Here is a 15,268-nt window from a genome sequence, read left to right on the forward strand (position 1 = left end):
CTACCCGATGCATCGGGCATTAGCCCAGCGACAGCGTCCCGCTGGCCACCAACGTCGCGTTACCGCCGATCTTCACTCGCTCGCCTTCCAACCGGCAAAACAACGCCCCGCCCCTGGCCGAGCATTGATAAGCCGTCAGCCCCAGCTTGCTCAGGCGCTTGGACCAGTAGGGGATAAGGCTGCAATGGGTCGATCCGGTCACCGGGTCCTCGTTGATGCCAATCGCCGGAGCAAAATAGCGCGAGACAAAATCATGCTTGCTTCCCGGCGCGGTAACGATCGCGCCCGGCCACGGCAGTTTCGCCAGGGCTGCCATGTCCGGCTTGCATTCAAGGACAGCCTGTTCCGATTCCAACACCACGAACAGTTCGTTCGAGCTCAGCACGTCCACCGCCTCGACGCCCAAGGCATTCTGGACAGCCAGTGACGCGCCCAATTCAACGGGCACGATGGCCGGGAAATCCAACCACAGCCGATCACCTTCGCGGGTCACGCTCAGTGCGCCGGATTTACAGATGAAATCCAGTCGCTCCGAAGCTTCTTGATAGACCTCGAACAATACGTAGGCGCTGGCCAACGTGGCATGACCACACAACGGGACTTCAGTGGTGGGGGTGAACCAACGAATGTGCCATTGCTGGTTCTCTCGTACCAGGAACGCGGTTTCAGCCAGGTTGTGTTCGGCGGCAATTTTCTGCATCAACTCATCGGCGAGCCAGGCATCGAGCCGATAGACCATGGCCGGGTTACCGCCAAAAGGTCGGTCACTGAATGCATCGACCTGATGAAACGCAAGCTGCATGGCACTTCTCCTTTTTTATTGATGCGCGAGCATGACCGGCCATGGCACCGTTTAACCAGTGACAGATCCGCAGAATTTTCGCCCTACAGCGCATAAAAAATCCGACAGCCTTTCAGCCTTGAAGACTCCCTCCATTGTGAGGCGCTTGCTCCTGCCGGGTGGCGCAGCGGCTACCCACCTTCAGTCAGGCACGTCCAATATCAGCAAACTTCGCCCCGGTATGCTCCGCCAATACCGCAGGCGCCAATTCAACTTCCAGGCCACGCCTCCCCGCACTGACGAACATATGGGTGAGCGGCTGCGCGGAATTGTCGATAAACGTGCGCAGGCGCTTTTTCTGTCCCAAAGGGCTGATGCCTCCCAGCAAATAGCCGGTCGAGCGCTGTGCGGCGGACGGATCGGCCATCTCGACTTTCTTCACCCCGGCAGCGTGAGCCAGTGCTTTCAGATCCAGGCTCCCCGCCACTGGCACCACGGCCACCAGCAGCTCGCCTTTTTCGCTGGCCGCCAGCAAGGTCTTGAACACCTGCGCCGGGTTCAATCCAAGCTTTTCCGCCGCCTCCAAGCCATAAGACGCAGCCTTGGGATCATGTTCGTAGCTATGAATGCGATGTTCAGCGCGTACTTTCTTAAGCAGATCCAACGCAGGGGTCATGACCATTCCTTGAAGAGAAACGAATGGCAAAATTCTATGCGATCAGCGGGCAAAAGGCTTCGGGGACATTGCTTTCATTATCAAGACGCCCAGCGCGAAAGAATCATTCACGCTACGAATAATCCTAATGTGACCAATGGTTCACTTTCGACCTTTGACAGCAGCGTTTCTTGTCTATATTTTTTCGAAACTGAAAGCATAAACACGTGTCTCAAGAAACACTCCGAGGGCAGGCTGAACATCAGGCCCTTTGGCGAAGAGCGCCCAACCAAGCTTTATCGGCGGCGCAAGACAAGAAAAAGAATTGAGGTTTGAATGGCTACTGCTTTAGAACAACCGTCCCTCTCCAGCCAGTGCCTGGCCGAATTCCTGGGGACGGCCCTGCTGATATTCTTCGGCACGGGTTGCGTTGCGGCGCTCAAGGTCGCGGGTGCCAGCTTTGGCCTATGGGAAATCAGTATCATCTGGGGCGTCGGTGTCAGCATGGCGATCTACCTCAGCGCTGGCATTTCCGGCGCGCACCTGAACCCCGCCGTCAGCATCGCCCTGAGCCTCTTCACTGACTTCGAAAAACGTAAACTGCCCTTCTATATCCTTTGCCAAGTGGCCGGCGCTTTTTGCGGCGCACTGCTGGTCTATACGCTGTACAGCAACCTGTTCTTCGATTTCGAACAGTCCCGTCATATGGTTCGTGGCACAGAAGCGAGCCTCGAACTGGCTTCGGTGTTCTCCACCTACCCTCACTCCGCGTTGTCCACTGGCCAGGCGTTCCTGGTGGAGGTGATCATCACCGCTATCCTGATGGGCGTGATCATGTCCCTCACCGATGACAACAATGGTTTGCCTCGCGGACCGCTGGCACCGCTGTTGATCGGCCTGTTGATCGCGGTGATCGGCAGCTCGATGGGCCCCTTGACGGGCTTCGCAATGAATCCAGCGCGAGACTTCGGTCCTAAACTGATGACTTTCCTTACTGGCTGGGGTGAAATTTCCCTCACTGGCGGACGCGACATTCCGTACTTCCTGGTGCCGGTCTTTGCGCCGATTGTCGGGGCATGCCTGGGCGCCGCCGCGTACCGCGGCTTGATCGCGCGCCACTTGCCAAGCCCCTTGGCTACGGAAAAGGATGCAGGACCCGCCATTGACGGCAAACCCAGAACGTTTTGACACAACGGGCGCGCGCCGCTGCCCCTTACAGCGCGCCATGGCTCCATCCCTTATTTACGTCCCAAGGCAATCGACATGACCGACATTGAGAATAAGAACTACATCATTGCCCTCGACCAGGGCACGACCAGCTCACGTGCGATTATTTTCGACCGTGACGCGAACGTGGTCGGTACCGCCCAACGGGAATTCGTACAGCACTACCCGCAGCCAGGCTGGGTCGAACATGATCCGATGGAGATCTTCGCCACCCAGAGCGCAGTCATGGTAGAGGCGTTGGCCCAGGCCGGCCTGCATCACGACCAGGTCGCCGCCATCGGCATCACCAACCAGCGCGAAACCACCGTGGTCTGGGACAAGAACACCGGGCGCCCGATCTACAACGCCATCGTCTGGCAATGCCGACGCAGCACGGAAATCTGCCAGCAACTCAAGCGTGACGGCCACGAGCAATACATCAGCGAAACCACCGGCCTGGTCACCGATCCGTATTTCTCCGGCACCAAGCTCAAATGGATTCTCGACAACGTCGAGGGCAGCCGTGAGCGCGCACGCAATGGCGAACTGCTGTTCGGCACCGTGGATAGCTGGCTGATCTGGAAATTCACCGGCGGCAAGGTCCATGTCACCGACTACACCAACGCCTCGCGCACCATGCTCTTCAACATCCACACCCTGGAGTGGGACGCGAAGATGCTCGACATCCTCAACGTCCCTCGGGAGATGCTGCCTGAAGTCAAGTCGTCCTCCGAGATCTACGGCCGGACCAAAAGTGGCATCGCCATCGGCGGCATTGCCGGCGACCAGCAGGCCGCCCTCTTCGGCCAGATGTGCGTGGAGCCGGGCCAGGCGAAAAACACCTACGGCACCGGCTGCTTCTTGTTGATGAACACCGGCAACAAGGCCGTCAAATCCAACCACGGCATGCTCACCACCATCGCCTGCGGCCCTCGCGGCGAAGTGGCCTACGCCCTGGAAGGCGCGGTGTTCAATGGTGGTTCCACCGTGCAATGGCTACGCGACGAGCTGAAAATCATCAACGATGCCCTCGACACCGAATACTTCGCCAACAAGGTCAAGGACAGCAACGGCGTCTACCTGGTGCCGGCCTTTACCGGCCTGGGCGCACCGTATTGGGACCCCTACGCCCGCGGCGCACTGTTCGGCCTGACCCGTGGCGTGCGAGTCGATCACATCATTCGCGCCACGCTGGAATCCATCGCCTACCAGACCCGCGACTTGCTTGACGCCATGCAGCAAGACGCCGGCGAACGCCTCAAATCCCTGCGCGTGGATGGCGGCGCGGTGGCCAACAATTTCCTGATGCAATTCCAGGCCGATATCCTCGGCACTCACGTCGAACGCCCGAAGATGCGCGAAACCACGGCCCTTGGCGCTGCGTACCTGGCCGGCCTGGCGTGCGGTTTCTGGGGCAGCCTGGAAGAGTTGCGCGGCAAGGCAGTCATCGAGCGCGAATTCGAACCGCAACTGGATGAGCAAGCGAAGGAAAAACTCTACGCCGGCTGGAAAAAAGCCGTCAGCCGCACCCGCGACTGGGAACCTCACGAAGACGCTGAATAAGGCCCGAAAAAACTCTGAAACTGGTCGGGAGGGGATTCCTGCGGCATCATGGGCAAATTTTGTATGGCAGCCCAAAGGAAGCCCCATGAATCTGCCTCCCCGCCAGCAACAAATCCTCGAGCTTGTCCGCGAACGCGGCTATGTCAGCATCGAGGAAATGGCGCAATTATTCGTCGTTACCCCACAGACCATTCGCCGCGACATCAATCAACTGGCGGAAGTGAACCTGCTGCGCCGCTACCACGGCGGCGCCGCCTATGATTCAAGCGTGGAAAACACCGCCTACGCCATGCGCGCCGATCAGATGCGCGATGAGAAACAACGCATCGCCGAGGCGATCGCCGCCCAGATTCCCGACCACGCCTCGTTGTTCATCAACATCGGCACCACCACCGAATCCATCGCTCGGGCGCTGCTCAATCACAATCATCTCAAGGTCATCACCAACAACCTGCACGTGGCGTCGATCCTCAGCGCCAAGGACGACTTCGAAGTCCTGATCGCCGGCGGCAACGTACGACGCGACGGCGGCGTGGTGGGCCAGGCCTCCGTCGATTTCATCAACCAGTTCAAGGTCGACTTCGCCCTGGTGGGCATCAGCGGGATCGACGAAGACGGCAGCCTGCTGGACTTCGACTACCAGGAAGTGCGGGTATCCCAAGCCATCATCGCCAATGCCCGGCAGGTATTGCTGGCGGCGGACTCTAGCAAATTCGGGCGCAACGCCATGGTTCGCCTGGGCCCGATCAGCCTGATCGATTGCCTGGTGACCGACCAGCAACCGGTGCCAGCCCTGGCGCAGTTGCTGAGCCAGCACAAGATTCGGCTGGAAGTGGTCTGACTTAGCCGCTGTGGCGAGGGAGCTTGCTCCCGCTCGGCTCTGTAGAGCTGGCGAAGGCTCGGACCGCGTTCGGACGATTCTTTGATCTTGGCTTGTGATTCAAGCGCCTGGGAAAGATCGCAGCCTCGTTGCACTCGGCAGCTCCTACACGCAGCCCAACGGGAGCAAGCTCCCTCGCCACAGAAGCATTCCACAATTCTCTTTTTGTTCGTAAATTTTCCTTTCAGCCGCGTTCGATCAGTATTTTCAATCGAATTCGACTGGCTGTGGCTGTGCTTATGGGCTAGTATTTTCGCAAATGAACATAAATGTTCGAATTCAAATATTTCGAAAAGAGCCCGAGGCCAGCCGATGCCCACTTCCACCTTGCCTACGCCCCCTATCGCCGAGATCTACGACATCGCCGTCATTGGCGGCGGGATCAATGGCGTTGGGATTGCCGCGGACGCTGCCGGTCGCGGTCTCTCGGCGTTCCTTTGCGAAAAGGACGACCTTGCCAGTCATACTTCATCGGCCAGCAGCAAGCTGATTCATGGCGGCCTGCGCTATCTCGAACATTATGAATTTCGCCTGGTGCGTGAAGCCCTGGCCGAACGCGAAGTACTGCTGGCCAAGGCCCCGCACATCGTCAAGCAGATGCGCTTCGTCCTGCCCCATCGCCCGCACCTGCGTCCGGCCTGGATGATTCGCGCCGGCTTGTTTCTCTACGATCACCTGGGCAAGCGTGAACAACTCGCCGGCTCCAAGAGCTTGAAGTTCGGCGCCGACAGCGCCTTGAAAAGCGAGATCACCAAAGGCTTCGAATATTCGGATTGCTGGGTAGACGATGCACGACTGGTGGTGCTCAATGCCATGGCCGCCCGGGAGAAAGGTGCGCATGTCCACACCCGGACCCGTTGCATCAACGCTCGCCGCAGCAAGGGCTTGTGGCATTTGCACCTGGAACGTGCCGACGGCAGCCTGTTTTCGATCCGCGCCAAGGCATTGGTCAACGCCGCCGGCCCGTGGGTGGCCAAGTTCATTCGGGATGACCTGAAGATGGAATCGCCCTACGGCATCCGCCTGATCCAGGGCAGCCACCTGATCGTGCCGAAACTCTACGAAGGCGAGCACGCGCACATTCTCCAGAACGAGGACCAGCGCATCGTCTTCACCATTCCCTACTTGAACCAATTTACCCTGATCGGCACGACTGACCGCGAGTACACGGGCGATCCGGCGAAGGTGACGATTACCGAAGGCGAAACCGACTACTTGTTGAAAGTGGTCAATGCGCACTTCAAGAAACAGCTCAGCCGCGAGGATATCCTGCACAGTTATTCCGGCGTCCGCCCGCTGTGCAACGACGAGTCCGACAACCCTTCCGCCGTGACCCGGGACTACACCCTCGCACTTTCCGGGAGCGGCGAAGAGGCGCCGTTGCTGTCGGTGTTCGGCGGCAAGCTGACCACCTACCGCAAACTGGCCGAATCGGCCATGGCGCAACTGGCCCCTTACTTCACACAGATGCGCCCAAGCTGGACCGCCGTCGAGGCCCTCCCCGGTGGTGAAAACATGACCACGCCCCAGGCGCTGTGCTCGGCGATCCGCGACAAGTTCGACTGGCTGCCAACCGACATCGCCCGCCGCTGGGCCACGACCTATGGCAGCCGAACCTGGCGCATGCTCGAAGGCGTGCACAGCCTGGCCGATATGGGTGAACACATTGGCGCCGGCCTCTACACCCGGGAAGTCGATTACCTGTGCAGCGACGAATGGGCCGTCGATGCCCAGGACATCCTGTGGCGCCGCAGCAAGTTGGGCTTGTTCACCACCGCCCCCGAACAACAGAAGCTCCAGCAGTACCTGGATAAGGTCGAGCACAACCGCCGCAAGATCGAAGCGGCGTAACCGCACCCCGCCAAACCAAAAGCCCCTGAATCCCACGATTCAGGGGCTTTTCGCTATCTGGAATCCACCACAGAACCCGGTGGGAGCGAGCTTGCTCGCGATGAGGCCAGCACATTCAATATCTATGCGACTGACACACCGCTATCACGAGCAAGCTCGCTCCCACAAGGATCAAAAGCGATCTCAGGGCATTCGGTTTTCCGAACACGACCCGGCAGTCAGTTCGGCAAACCGGATAAACAACGGTTAAAAAAGCTGAAACAAAACATTAATTCCTTTTAAAAACAGCTAGATATAACCAAGCCACTGGCTTGGCACGAGTCATGCTCTACACTCCTCGAGACGAACGCCTGTTACGCCAACACAACAGGAGCTGCCAGGCATTCGACGCACTCAGGGCCGGTGAACCGGCCAAATACAAAAAAAACAATGTCGAGGAAACATCGATGCGCATCGTTCCCCATCTCCTGGGCGCAGCCATTGCTGCCGCTCTGATCAGCACTCCGGTTTTCGCAGCCGAACTGACCGGCACGCTGAAAAAGATCAAAGAGTCCGGCGTCATCACGCTCGGTCACCGCGACGCCTCCATTCCGTTTTCCTACATCGCGGACGCTTCCGGCAAACCGGTCGGCTATTCCCATGACATCCAGCTGAAAGTCGTCGAAGCCATCAAGAAAGACCTGGACCTGCCCAACCTGCAGGTCAAGTACAACCTCGTCACCTCGCAAACCCGTATTCCGCTGGTGCAGAACGGCACCGTGGACCTGGAATGCGGTTCCACCACCAACAACGTCGAGCGTCAGCAGCAGGTTGACTTCTCCGTTGGCATCTTCGAGATCGGCACCAAGCTGCTGTCCAAGAAAGATTCCAAGTACAAGGATTTCGACGACCTCAAGGGCAAGAATGTCGTGACCACCGCCGGCACCACGTCCGAGCGCATCCTCAAGGCCATGAACGCCGACAAGCAGATGGGCATGAACGTGATCTCCGCCAAGGACCACGGCGAATCCTTCCAGATGCTGGAATCGGGTCGTGCCGTCGCGTTCATGATGGACGACGCCCTGTTGGCCGGCGAAGCCGCCAAGGCCAAGAAGGCCGATGACTGGGCCGTCACCGGTACGCCACAGTCCTACGAAATCTACGGCTGCATGATGCGCAAGGGCGACGAGCCGTTCAAAAAAGCCGTGGATGACGCCATCAAGGCCACCTACGCTTCGGGCGAGATCAACAAGATCTACGAAAAATGGTTCATGCAACCTATCCCGCCAAAAGGCCTGAACCTCAACTTCCCGATGAGCGAAGAACTCAAGAAGCTGATCGCCAACCCGACCGACAAAGCGGCTGACGAAAAGAAATCCTGATTTCTGACTAACCTTATCTCCTGAAGGGGCCCTGCCCTTTCAGGGGATGGTCACTCCCTGCTGGCAAATCTGGAAACACTCGAACCGGTGGCTGTCGAGCCGATTGCGTGTGCCTGGCCTCCAAGCCGGGCGGGAACGGAGCTTCCCCAGGCAGGTATTTGTACATCGAACGATCTGAGGGGAGACCCTAATGAACTACAACTGGGACTGGGGCGTGTTCTTCAAGTCCACCGGCGTGGGCAGCGAGACTTACCTCGACTGGTACGTGGCCGGCCTGGGCTGGACCATCGCCATCGCCGTCGTCGCCTGGATCATCGCCCTGCTGCTGGGTTCGATCCTGGGTGTGATGCGCACCGTGCCGAACCGGCTGGTGTCGGGTATCGCGACGTGCTACGTGGAGCTCTTTCGTAACGTGCCGCTGCTGGTTCAGCTGTTCATCTGGTACTTCCTGGTGCCGGACCTGCTGCCCGCCGACATGCAGGAGTGGTACAAGCAGGACCTGAACCCGACCACCTCGGCCTACCTGAGCGTTGTCGTCTGCCTGGGCCTGTTCACCGCCGCGCGGGTCTGCGAACAGGTACGCACCGGCATCCAGGCGCTGCCACGCGGCCAGGAATCCGCTGCCCGTGCCATGGGCTTCAAGCTACCGCAGATCTATTGGAACGTGCTGCTGCCCCAGGCCTACCGGATCATCATTCCGCCGCTTACCTCCGAGTTCCTCAACGTCTTCAAGAATTCTTCCGTGGCGTCGTTGATCGGCTTGATGGAGCTGCTCGCGCAGACCAAGCAGACCGCCGAGTTCTCCGCCAACCTGTTCGAAGCCTTTACCCTGGCGACGCTGATCTACTTCACGCTGAACATGAGCCTGATGCTGCTCATGCGCCTGGTCGAGAAGAAAGTCGCGGTGCCCGGCCTGATCTCCGTGGGGGGTAAATAATGGAATTCGATTTCACAGGCATCATCCCGGCCATTCCCGGCTTGTGGAACGGCATGGTGATGACCCTCAAGCTGATGGCCATGGGCGTCGTCGGCGGCATCATCCTCGGGACGATCCTGGCGCTGATGCGCCTGTCCCACAACAAGCTGATCTCGAACATCGCTGGCGCCTACGTCAACTACTTCCGCTCGATCCCGTTGCTGCTGGTCATCACCTGGTTCTACCTCGCGGTGCCGTTCGTGCTGCGCTGGATCACCGGCGAGGACACCCCCATCGGCGCGTTCGGCTCCTGCGTCGTGGCGTTCATGATGTTCGAGGCGGCGTACTTCTGCGAAATCGTCCGGGCCGGCGTGCAGTCGATCCCCAAGGGCCAGATGGGCGCGGCACAGGCACTGGGCATGAATTATGGCCAGGTCATGCGCCTGATCATCCTGCCCCAGGCGTTCCGCAAGATGACCCCGCTGTTGCTGCAACAAAGCATCATCCTGTTTCAGGACACCTCGCTGGTCTACACGGTCGGCCTGGTGGACTTCCTCAATGCTTCGCGGGCCAATGGCGACATCATCGGCCGCTCCAATGAGTTCCTGATCATCGCAGGTCTCGTGTACTTCACAATCAGCTTTGCCGCCTCGCTGCTGGTCAAGCGTCTGCAAAAAAGGTTCGCCGTATGATCTCTATCAAGAACATCAACAAGTGGTATGGGGACTTCCAGGTACTGACCAATTGCAGCACAGAGGTCAGCAAGGGCGAGGTTGTGGTGGTGTGCGGGCCGTCGGGTTCGGGCAAGTCCACGTTGATCAAATGCGTGAACGCCCTGGAGCCGTTCCAGAAAGGCGACATCGTGGTCGATGGCACGTCCATCGCCGACCCGAAGACCAACCTGCCGAAATTGCGCTCACGCGTGGGCATGGTGTTCCAGCATTTCGAGCTGTTCCCGCACCTGACCATCACCGAGAACCTGACCATCGCGCAGATCAAGGTGCTGGGCCGCAGCAAGGAAGAAGCCACCAAGAAAGGCCTGCAACTGCTTGAGCGCGTCGGCCTGTCCGCCCATGCCCACAAGCACCCGGGCCAGCTCTCCGGCGGCCAGCAGCAGCGCGTGGCGATTGCCCGGGCGCTGGCGATGGACCCGGTGGTGATGCTGTTCGACGAACCGACCTCGGCCCTCGACCCGGAAATGGTCAACGAAGTGCTCGACGTGATGGTGCAACTGGCCCACGAAGGCATGACCATGATGTGCGTGACCCACGAAATGGGCTTCGCCCGCAAAGTGGCGAACCGGGTGATCTTCATGGACCAGGGCCAGATCATCGAAGACTGCCCTAAAGAAGAGTTCTTCGGCGACATCAGTGCCCGCTCCGAACGTGCGCAGCATTTCCTTGAGAAAATCCTGCAACACTAAGCGTCGCCCTCTACTAGGCGCTTATCCTTGTGGCCAGAGCTTGTTTCCACTGGACGCTGTAGGAGCTGTCGAGCGAAGCGAGGCTGCGATCTTTTCCTGACACTTGAATCCAAAGTGAAAGATCAAAGGATCGCAGGCTTCGCCAGCGCCTACAGAGCCGAGCGCAAACAAGCTCTGGCCACAGGAACGCGCTCGAAGGACGACCGCCGCCACACTGGTTGACCCAAGGCTTCTGTGATGAAATGCGACCCCACCCTTTATCGCGCCGCGCCGCCATCACTCGCCGTGAAGCCCCGTCTGATCCGCCATCTGTTCCTGCCGCCGTTGATCATCGCCCTGATGGTCGGCCTGGGCTACCTCGGCTTCTGGATCAGCGAGCACTACGGCATTCGCGGCCTGGCCGAGAATGGCGAGCGCCAGTTGGAACTGCATGCCCGCGCGGTCGAGAGCGAGATCAGCAAGTACACCTACCTGCCCAGCCTGCTGGAGCTTGAATCGAGTGTCTCGCAACTGCTCGACGACCCGACGCCCGAGCATCGCAAGACCGTCAACGAATACCTCGAAGGCCTCAACCGGCGCAGCCGCAGCCGGGCCATCTACGTGATGGACACCACCGGCCGGGTCATGGCCACCAGCAACTGGCGCGACGTCGACAGTTACCTGGGTGAAGACTTGTCCTTCCGTGCCTATTTCCAGAACGCCGTGCGTGGCCAGCCAGGGCGTTTCTATGGCATCGGCAGCACCAATGGCGAACCGGGTTACTACCTGGCCCATGGCCTGGAGGAACAAGGCAAGATCATCGGCGTGGCCGTGGTCAAGGTCCGCCTCGAAGCCATGGAGGAACGCTGGCAGCGAGCCCGCCTGGAAGCCTTCGTCAGCGACGAAAACGGCATCATCATCCTGTCCAGCGACCCGGCGCGACGGCTCAAGTCGGTGCGCCCACTGAGCGACGAAACCAAGGAACGCCTGGCTCGCAGCCTGCAATATTATTGGTTCCCGCTGAATGAGCTGATTCCCCTGGCACGAGAACACCTCACCGAGGGCATGGAGAAACTGACCTTCCCCGCCAACACCGAGATCGAGGATGACCAGCAGGCCACCAGCTATCTCTCGCAAACCCGGCCGTTGAGCGACACCCCGTGGAATTTCACCCTGCTGACCCCGCTTGACGACCTGCGCCGCCAAGCGATCAACCAAGGCATCCTGGTGGCCGTGGCCTTTGCCCTGGTGGCCTTCCTGTTGATCGCCTGGAACGAGCGGCGCAAAGTCATCGCCACCCGCCTCGCCGCCCGCGAGGCGCTGCAAGAGGCGAACAACCAGCTCGAACGTCGGATTACCGAACGCACCACCGACCTGCGGGCCAGCAATGAACGGCTCAAGGGCCAGATCCGTGAACGGCGGCAGGCCGAGGAAACCTTGCGCCACGCCCAGGACGAACTGGTGCAGGCCGGTAAATTGGCAGCGATCGGCCAGATGTCCACCAGCATCGCCCATGAACTCAACCAGCCGCTGGCCGCCCTGCGCACCCTGTCAGGCAATACCGTGCGCTTCCTGGAACGTGGTCAGCTGGACGTTGCCAGCGCCAACCTCAAGACCATCAACGAATTGATCGACCGCATGGGCCGCATCACCGCCAGCCTGCGCGCCTTTGCCCGCCGCGGCGATGACAAGGGCCGCGCAAGCCTGGGCAAGGCCATCGAAGCCGCGCTGCAACTGCTGGGCGGACGCTTGGAAAACCGGGCGATCCAGATACATTCCGGTTTCGATGACGTCCAGGTGCAGATCGACCAGACGCGCCTGGAGCAGATCCTGGTGAACCTGATCGGCAACGCCCTGGACGCCATGCAAGCCCAGCCCGAGCCGACGCTATGGCTCGAAGGCAAGACCAGCGACGGCAAATACCGCCTGCGGGTACGGGACAATGGCCATGGCATCGACCCGGAGGCCCGCAAGCATCTTTTCGAACCGTTTTTCACCACCAAACCCGGCGAACAAGGCCTGGGGCTGGGCCTGACGCTTTCGGCGAGCCTGTGCGCCGCCGCGGGCGGACACCTGGGCGTCGAGCATCCGGATGGCGGTGGAACCACGTTCATCCTCAGTTTGCCGTTGGTAAGCCTTTCACCTGCCGAGCCGCTATGAACAATGACCTGAGCGTACTGATCGTCGAGGACGATCCCCATGTCCTGCTGGGCTGCCAGCAGGCCTTGAGCCTGGAAGACATTCCGTGCATCGGCGTGGGCAGTGCCGAAGAGGCGCTGGAGCAAGTCGGCGACGATTTCGCCGGTATCGTCATCAGCGACATCCGCTTGCCGGGCATCGATGGCCTGGAATTGCTCACCCGCCTCAAGGCACGGGACAGCCGCCTGCCGGTGGTGTTGATCACAGGTCACGGCGACATTTCCATGGCCGTCGACGCCATGCAGAAAGGCGCCTATGACTTCATGGAGAAACCGTTCTCTCCCGAACGCCTGGTGGACGTCGCCCGTCGAGCCCTTGAACAGCGCGGCCTGGCCCGGGAAGTGTCATCGTTGCGCCGGCAGTTGGCCGAACGCGATTCCCTCGAAGGCCGGATCATCGGTCGCTCGCCGGCCATGCAACACCTGCGGGCGTTGATTGCCAACGTTGCCGACACCTCGGCCAATGTGCTGATCGAAGGCGAAACCGGTACCGGCAAGGAACTGGTCGCCCGCTGCCTGCATGACTTCAGCCGGCGCCACGACAAACAGTTCGTCGCGCTGAACTGCGGCGGCCTGCCGGAAAACCTGTTCGAAAGCGAGATCTTCGGCCACGAGGCCAATGCCTTCACCGGCGCCGGCAAACGTCGGATCGGCAAGATCGAACACGCCGACGGCGGCACGCTGTTTCTCGATGAAGTGGAAAGCATGCCCCTGCCCCTGCAGATCAAGCTATTGCGTGTTTTGCAGGAACGCACCCTCGAGCGCCTGGGTTCGAACCAGAGCGTAGCCGTGGATTGCCGGGTGATCGCCGCGACCAAGTCCGACCTCGACGAAATGGGCCGGGCCGGACAGTTTCGCAGCGACCTGTATTACCGGCTCAACGTGGTAACCCTTGAGCTGCCGCCCCTGCGCGAGCGGCGCGAGGACATCCTGCAGTTGTTCGAACACTTCCTGCGCCAATCCTCCCTGCGCTTCGACCGTACCGTGCCGGAGCTGGACAACCAGACCCTGTCGAACCTGATGAGCCACGATTGGCCAGGCAACGTGCGCGAACTGCGCAACGTCGCCGAACGCTATGCCCTCGGCCTGCCAGCGTTCAAGCGCTCCGGTGCCAGCGCCGGCAGCCAGGGCCTGGCCTTCGCCGAAGCAGTGGAGGCCTTCGAACGCAACCTGCTGGTGGACGCGTTGCAACGCAGCGGCGGAAACCTGACCCAGGCCAGCCAGGAACTGGGCATGGCCAAGACCACGCTGTTCGACAAAGTCAAAAAATATGGCCTGAGCCATTAATCAACCGGACGGTAACCTGTGGATCTGATATTCAAGGCAGCGCTAGGTGCAGCCGTGGTGGTCATCCTGGCGATGCTGGCCAAGACCAGGAATTACTACATTGCCGGGCTGGTGCCCCTGTTCCCGACCTTCGCGCTGATCGCTCATTACATCGTCGGCAAGGGCCGCTCGGTGGACGACCTGAAGACCACGATCGTGTTTGGCATGTGGTCGATCATTCCGTACTTCGTCTATCTCGCAACGCTATACGTGATGGTCGACCGGATGCGCCTCGAAGCCTCATTGGCCGTCGCCGCCGTGGCGTGGCTGATGGCGGCGACGGTGCTGGTCAGCGTCTGGGTGAGAGTCCACGGCTGAGCCTGCGGCGACGCACATCCCCCGGTAGGAGCTGCCGAAGGCTCGGGCCGCGTTCGGAGGATTTTTTGATTTTGATCTTTCGCTCGCGACTCAATTGCCAGGACAAGATCGCAGCCTCGCTTCGCTCGGCAGCTCCTACAGGGCCGTGCAAGTCGTGCAGGTCGTGCAGGTCGTGCAGGTCATGCTGGATCAGTAGCCGACGGTAAACCGCGTCCGCGAAAACTGCGGTGTCTCGACCTCGTCGATCATTGCAATGGCGTAGTCGGCAAAGCTGATCCAACTGCGCCCGCCCTGATCGAACAACAGGTGGTCCTTGCCGACCCGGAACTGGCCGGTGCGCTCGGTTTCGACGAACTCCGCCGAAGGCGAAAGGAAGGTCCAATCGAGGTCCTGTTCGTTGCGCAACACATCCAGGAACAAGGCACCGGCCGACGCTTCGGCCAGGTATTCCTCAGGGAAGCCATCGCTGTCGATCACACGGCTGTTGTCCGGCAGCAGCAACGACCCGGCGCCGCCGACCACCAGCAAGCGCTTGACCCCGGCGGCCTTCATAGGGGCGATGATCTTGTCGGCCGGTACGGTGGCAAAATGCGCGGCGCTGATGACCACGTCATGGTCGGCGACAGCGGCGGTCAATGCCTCGCTGTCCAGTACATCCAATTGCTTGCTGACCACCCCGGCCCGCTCGCCGATTTTTGCGGTGTTGCGGGCAATGGCCGTCACACTGTGACCACGGCGCAGGGCCTCTTCCAACAACTGGCTACCCGCGCGGCCAGTGGCGCCGATGATTGCGATTTTGCTCATGTGATTC

Annotated in this window: 14 protein-coding genes; 11 read left to right on the forward strand and 3 right to left on the reverse strand. The window is 60.2% G+C overall.

What is annotated here, in order from left to right; all coding sequences use genetic code 11:
- Window positions 1-19: 19 nt before the first annotated feature.
- Both M8Q45_RS18525 and ybaK read right to left on the reverse strand, forming a co-directional pair.
- The gene (locus M8Q45_RS18525; protein ID WP_249875892.1) at window positions 20-802 is read right to left on the reverse strand and encodes a PhzF family phenazine biosynthesis protein; all 783 of its coding nucleotides are present in this window, start codon (window positions 800-802) and stop codon (window positions 20-22) included.
- A 184-nt stretch (window positions 803-986) separates the two neighbouring features.
- Window positions 987-1,457: a Cys-tRNA(Pro) deacylase gene (gene ybaK, locus M8Q45_RS18530; RefSeq protein ID WP_249875893.1), complete on the reverse strand. Its 471-nt coding sequence runs from the start codon at window positions 1,455-1,457 to the stop codon at window positions 987-989.
- 315 nt (window positions 1,458-1,772) lie between these two features.
- Between ybaK and M8Q45_RS18535 the strand changes: the two genes are divergently transcribed.
- The 11 genes from M8Q45_RS18535 (at window position 1,773) to M8Q45_RS18585 (ending at window position 14,457) form a co-directional block, all read left to right on the forward strand.
- The gene (locus M8Q45_RS18535; protein WP_249875894.1) at window positions 1,773-2,624 is read left to right on the forward strand and encodes an MIP/aquaporin family protein; all 852 of its coding nucleotides are present in this window, start codon (window positions 1,773-1,775) and stop codon (window positions 2,622-2,624) included.
- Window positions 2,625-2,699: 75 nt separating this feature from the next.
- Window positions 2,700-4,205, forward strand: a complete 1,506-nt coding sequence (gene glpK / locus M8Q45_RS18540) for a glycerol kinase GlpK (RefSeq protein ID WP_249875895.1) — start codon at window positions 2,700-2,702, stop codon at window positions 4,203-4,205.
- Window positions 4,206-4,290: 85 nt separating this feature from the next.
- Complete coding sequence (locus M8Q45_RS18545) at window positions 4,291-5,046, forward strand: DeoR/GlpR family transcriptional regulator (protein WP_003204973.1); 756 nt, start codon at window positions 4,291-4,293, stop codon at window positions 5,044-5,046.
- Between the two features lie 351 nt (window positions 5,047-5,397).
- Window positions 5,398-6,936 carry a glycerol-3-phosphate dehydrogenase gene (gene glpD, locus M8Q45_RS18550; protein WP_249875896.1) on the forward strand — a complete coding sequence of 513 codons (1,539 nt, stop codon included), beginning with the start codon at window positions 5,398-5,400 and terminating at the stop codon, window positions 6,934-6,936.
- Between the two features lie 446 nt (window positions 6,937-7,382).
- Entirely contained in the window at window positions 7,383-8,297 is a 915-nt protein-coding gene (locus M8Q45_RS18555; protein WP_249875897.1) for a glutamate/aspartate ABC transporter substrate-binding protein, read from the forward strand.
- A 190-nt stretch (window positions 8,298-8,487) separates the two neighbouring features.
- A complete protein-coding gene (locus tag M8Q45_RS18560; RefSeq protein ID WP_249875898.1) occupies window positions 8,488-9,234 on the forward strand; it encodes an amino acid ABC transporter permease in 747 nt (248 codons plus the stop codon).
- The gene (locus M8Q45_RS18565) at window positions 9,234-9,905 is read left to right on the forward strand and encodes an amino acid ABC transporter permease (protein WP_249875899.1); all 672 of its coding nucleotides are present in this window, start codon (window positions 9,234-9,236) and stop codon (window positions 9,903-9,905) included. The genes M8Q45_RS18560 and M8Q45_RS18565 overlap by 1 nt, the downstream gene beginning before the upstream one ends.
- Complete coding sequence (locus tag M8Q45_RS18570; protein ID WP_018614195.1) at window positions 9,902-10,636, forward strand: amino acid ABC transporter ATP-binding protein; 735 nt, start codon at window positions 9,902-9,904, stop codon at window positions 10,634-10,636. The genes M8Q45_RS18565 and M8Q45_RS18570 overlap by 4 nt, the downstream gene beginning before the upstream one ends.
- A 237-nt stretch (window positions 10,637-10,873) precedes the next feature.
- Window positions 10,874-12,775: a two-component sensor histidine kinase AauS gene (aauS, locus tag M8Q45_RS18575; RefSeq protein WP_249875900.1), complete on the forward strand. Its 1,902-nt coding sequence runs from the start codon at window positions 10,874-10,876 to the stop codon at window positions 12,773-12,775.
- A complete protein-coding gene (gene aauR / locus M8Q45_RS18580) occupies window positions 12,772-14,100 on the forward strand; it encodes a two-component response regulator AauR (protein WP_283939057.1) in 1,329 nt (442 codons plus the stop codon). The genes aauS and aauR overlap by 4 nt, the downstream gene beginning before the upstream one ends.
- A 27-nt stretch (window positions 14,101-14,127) precedes the next feature.
- Entirely contained in the window at window positions 14,128-14,457 is a 330-nt protein-coding gene (locus M8Q45_RS18585) for a GlpM family protein (protein WP_170862026.1), read from the forward strand.
- Between the two features lie 189 nt (window positions 14,458-14,646).
- Here M8Q45_RS18585 and M8Q45_RS18590 read toward each other — a convergent pair whose 3' ends face one another.
- Window positions 14,647-15,261 (reverse strand): NAD(P)-dependent oxidoreductase, encoded by a 615-nt coding sequence (locus M8Q45_RS18590; RefSeq protein WP_249875901.1) that lies wholly within the window; start codon window positions 15,259-15,261, stop codon window positions 14,647-14,649.
- Window positions 15,262-15,268: the final 7 nt, after the last annotated feature.

Source organism: Pseudomonas sp. T1.Ur, from assembly GCF_023516725.1.
In the GTDB taxonomy this organism is placed as follows: Bacteria; Pseudomonadota; Gammaproteobacteria; order Pseudomonadales; family Pseudomonadaceae; genus Aquipseudomonas; species Aquipseudomonas alvandae.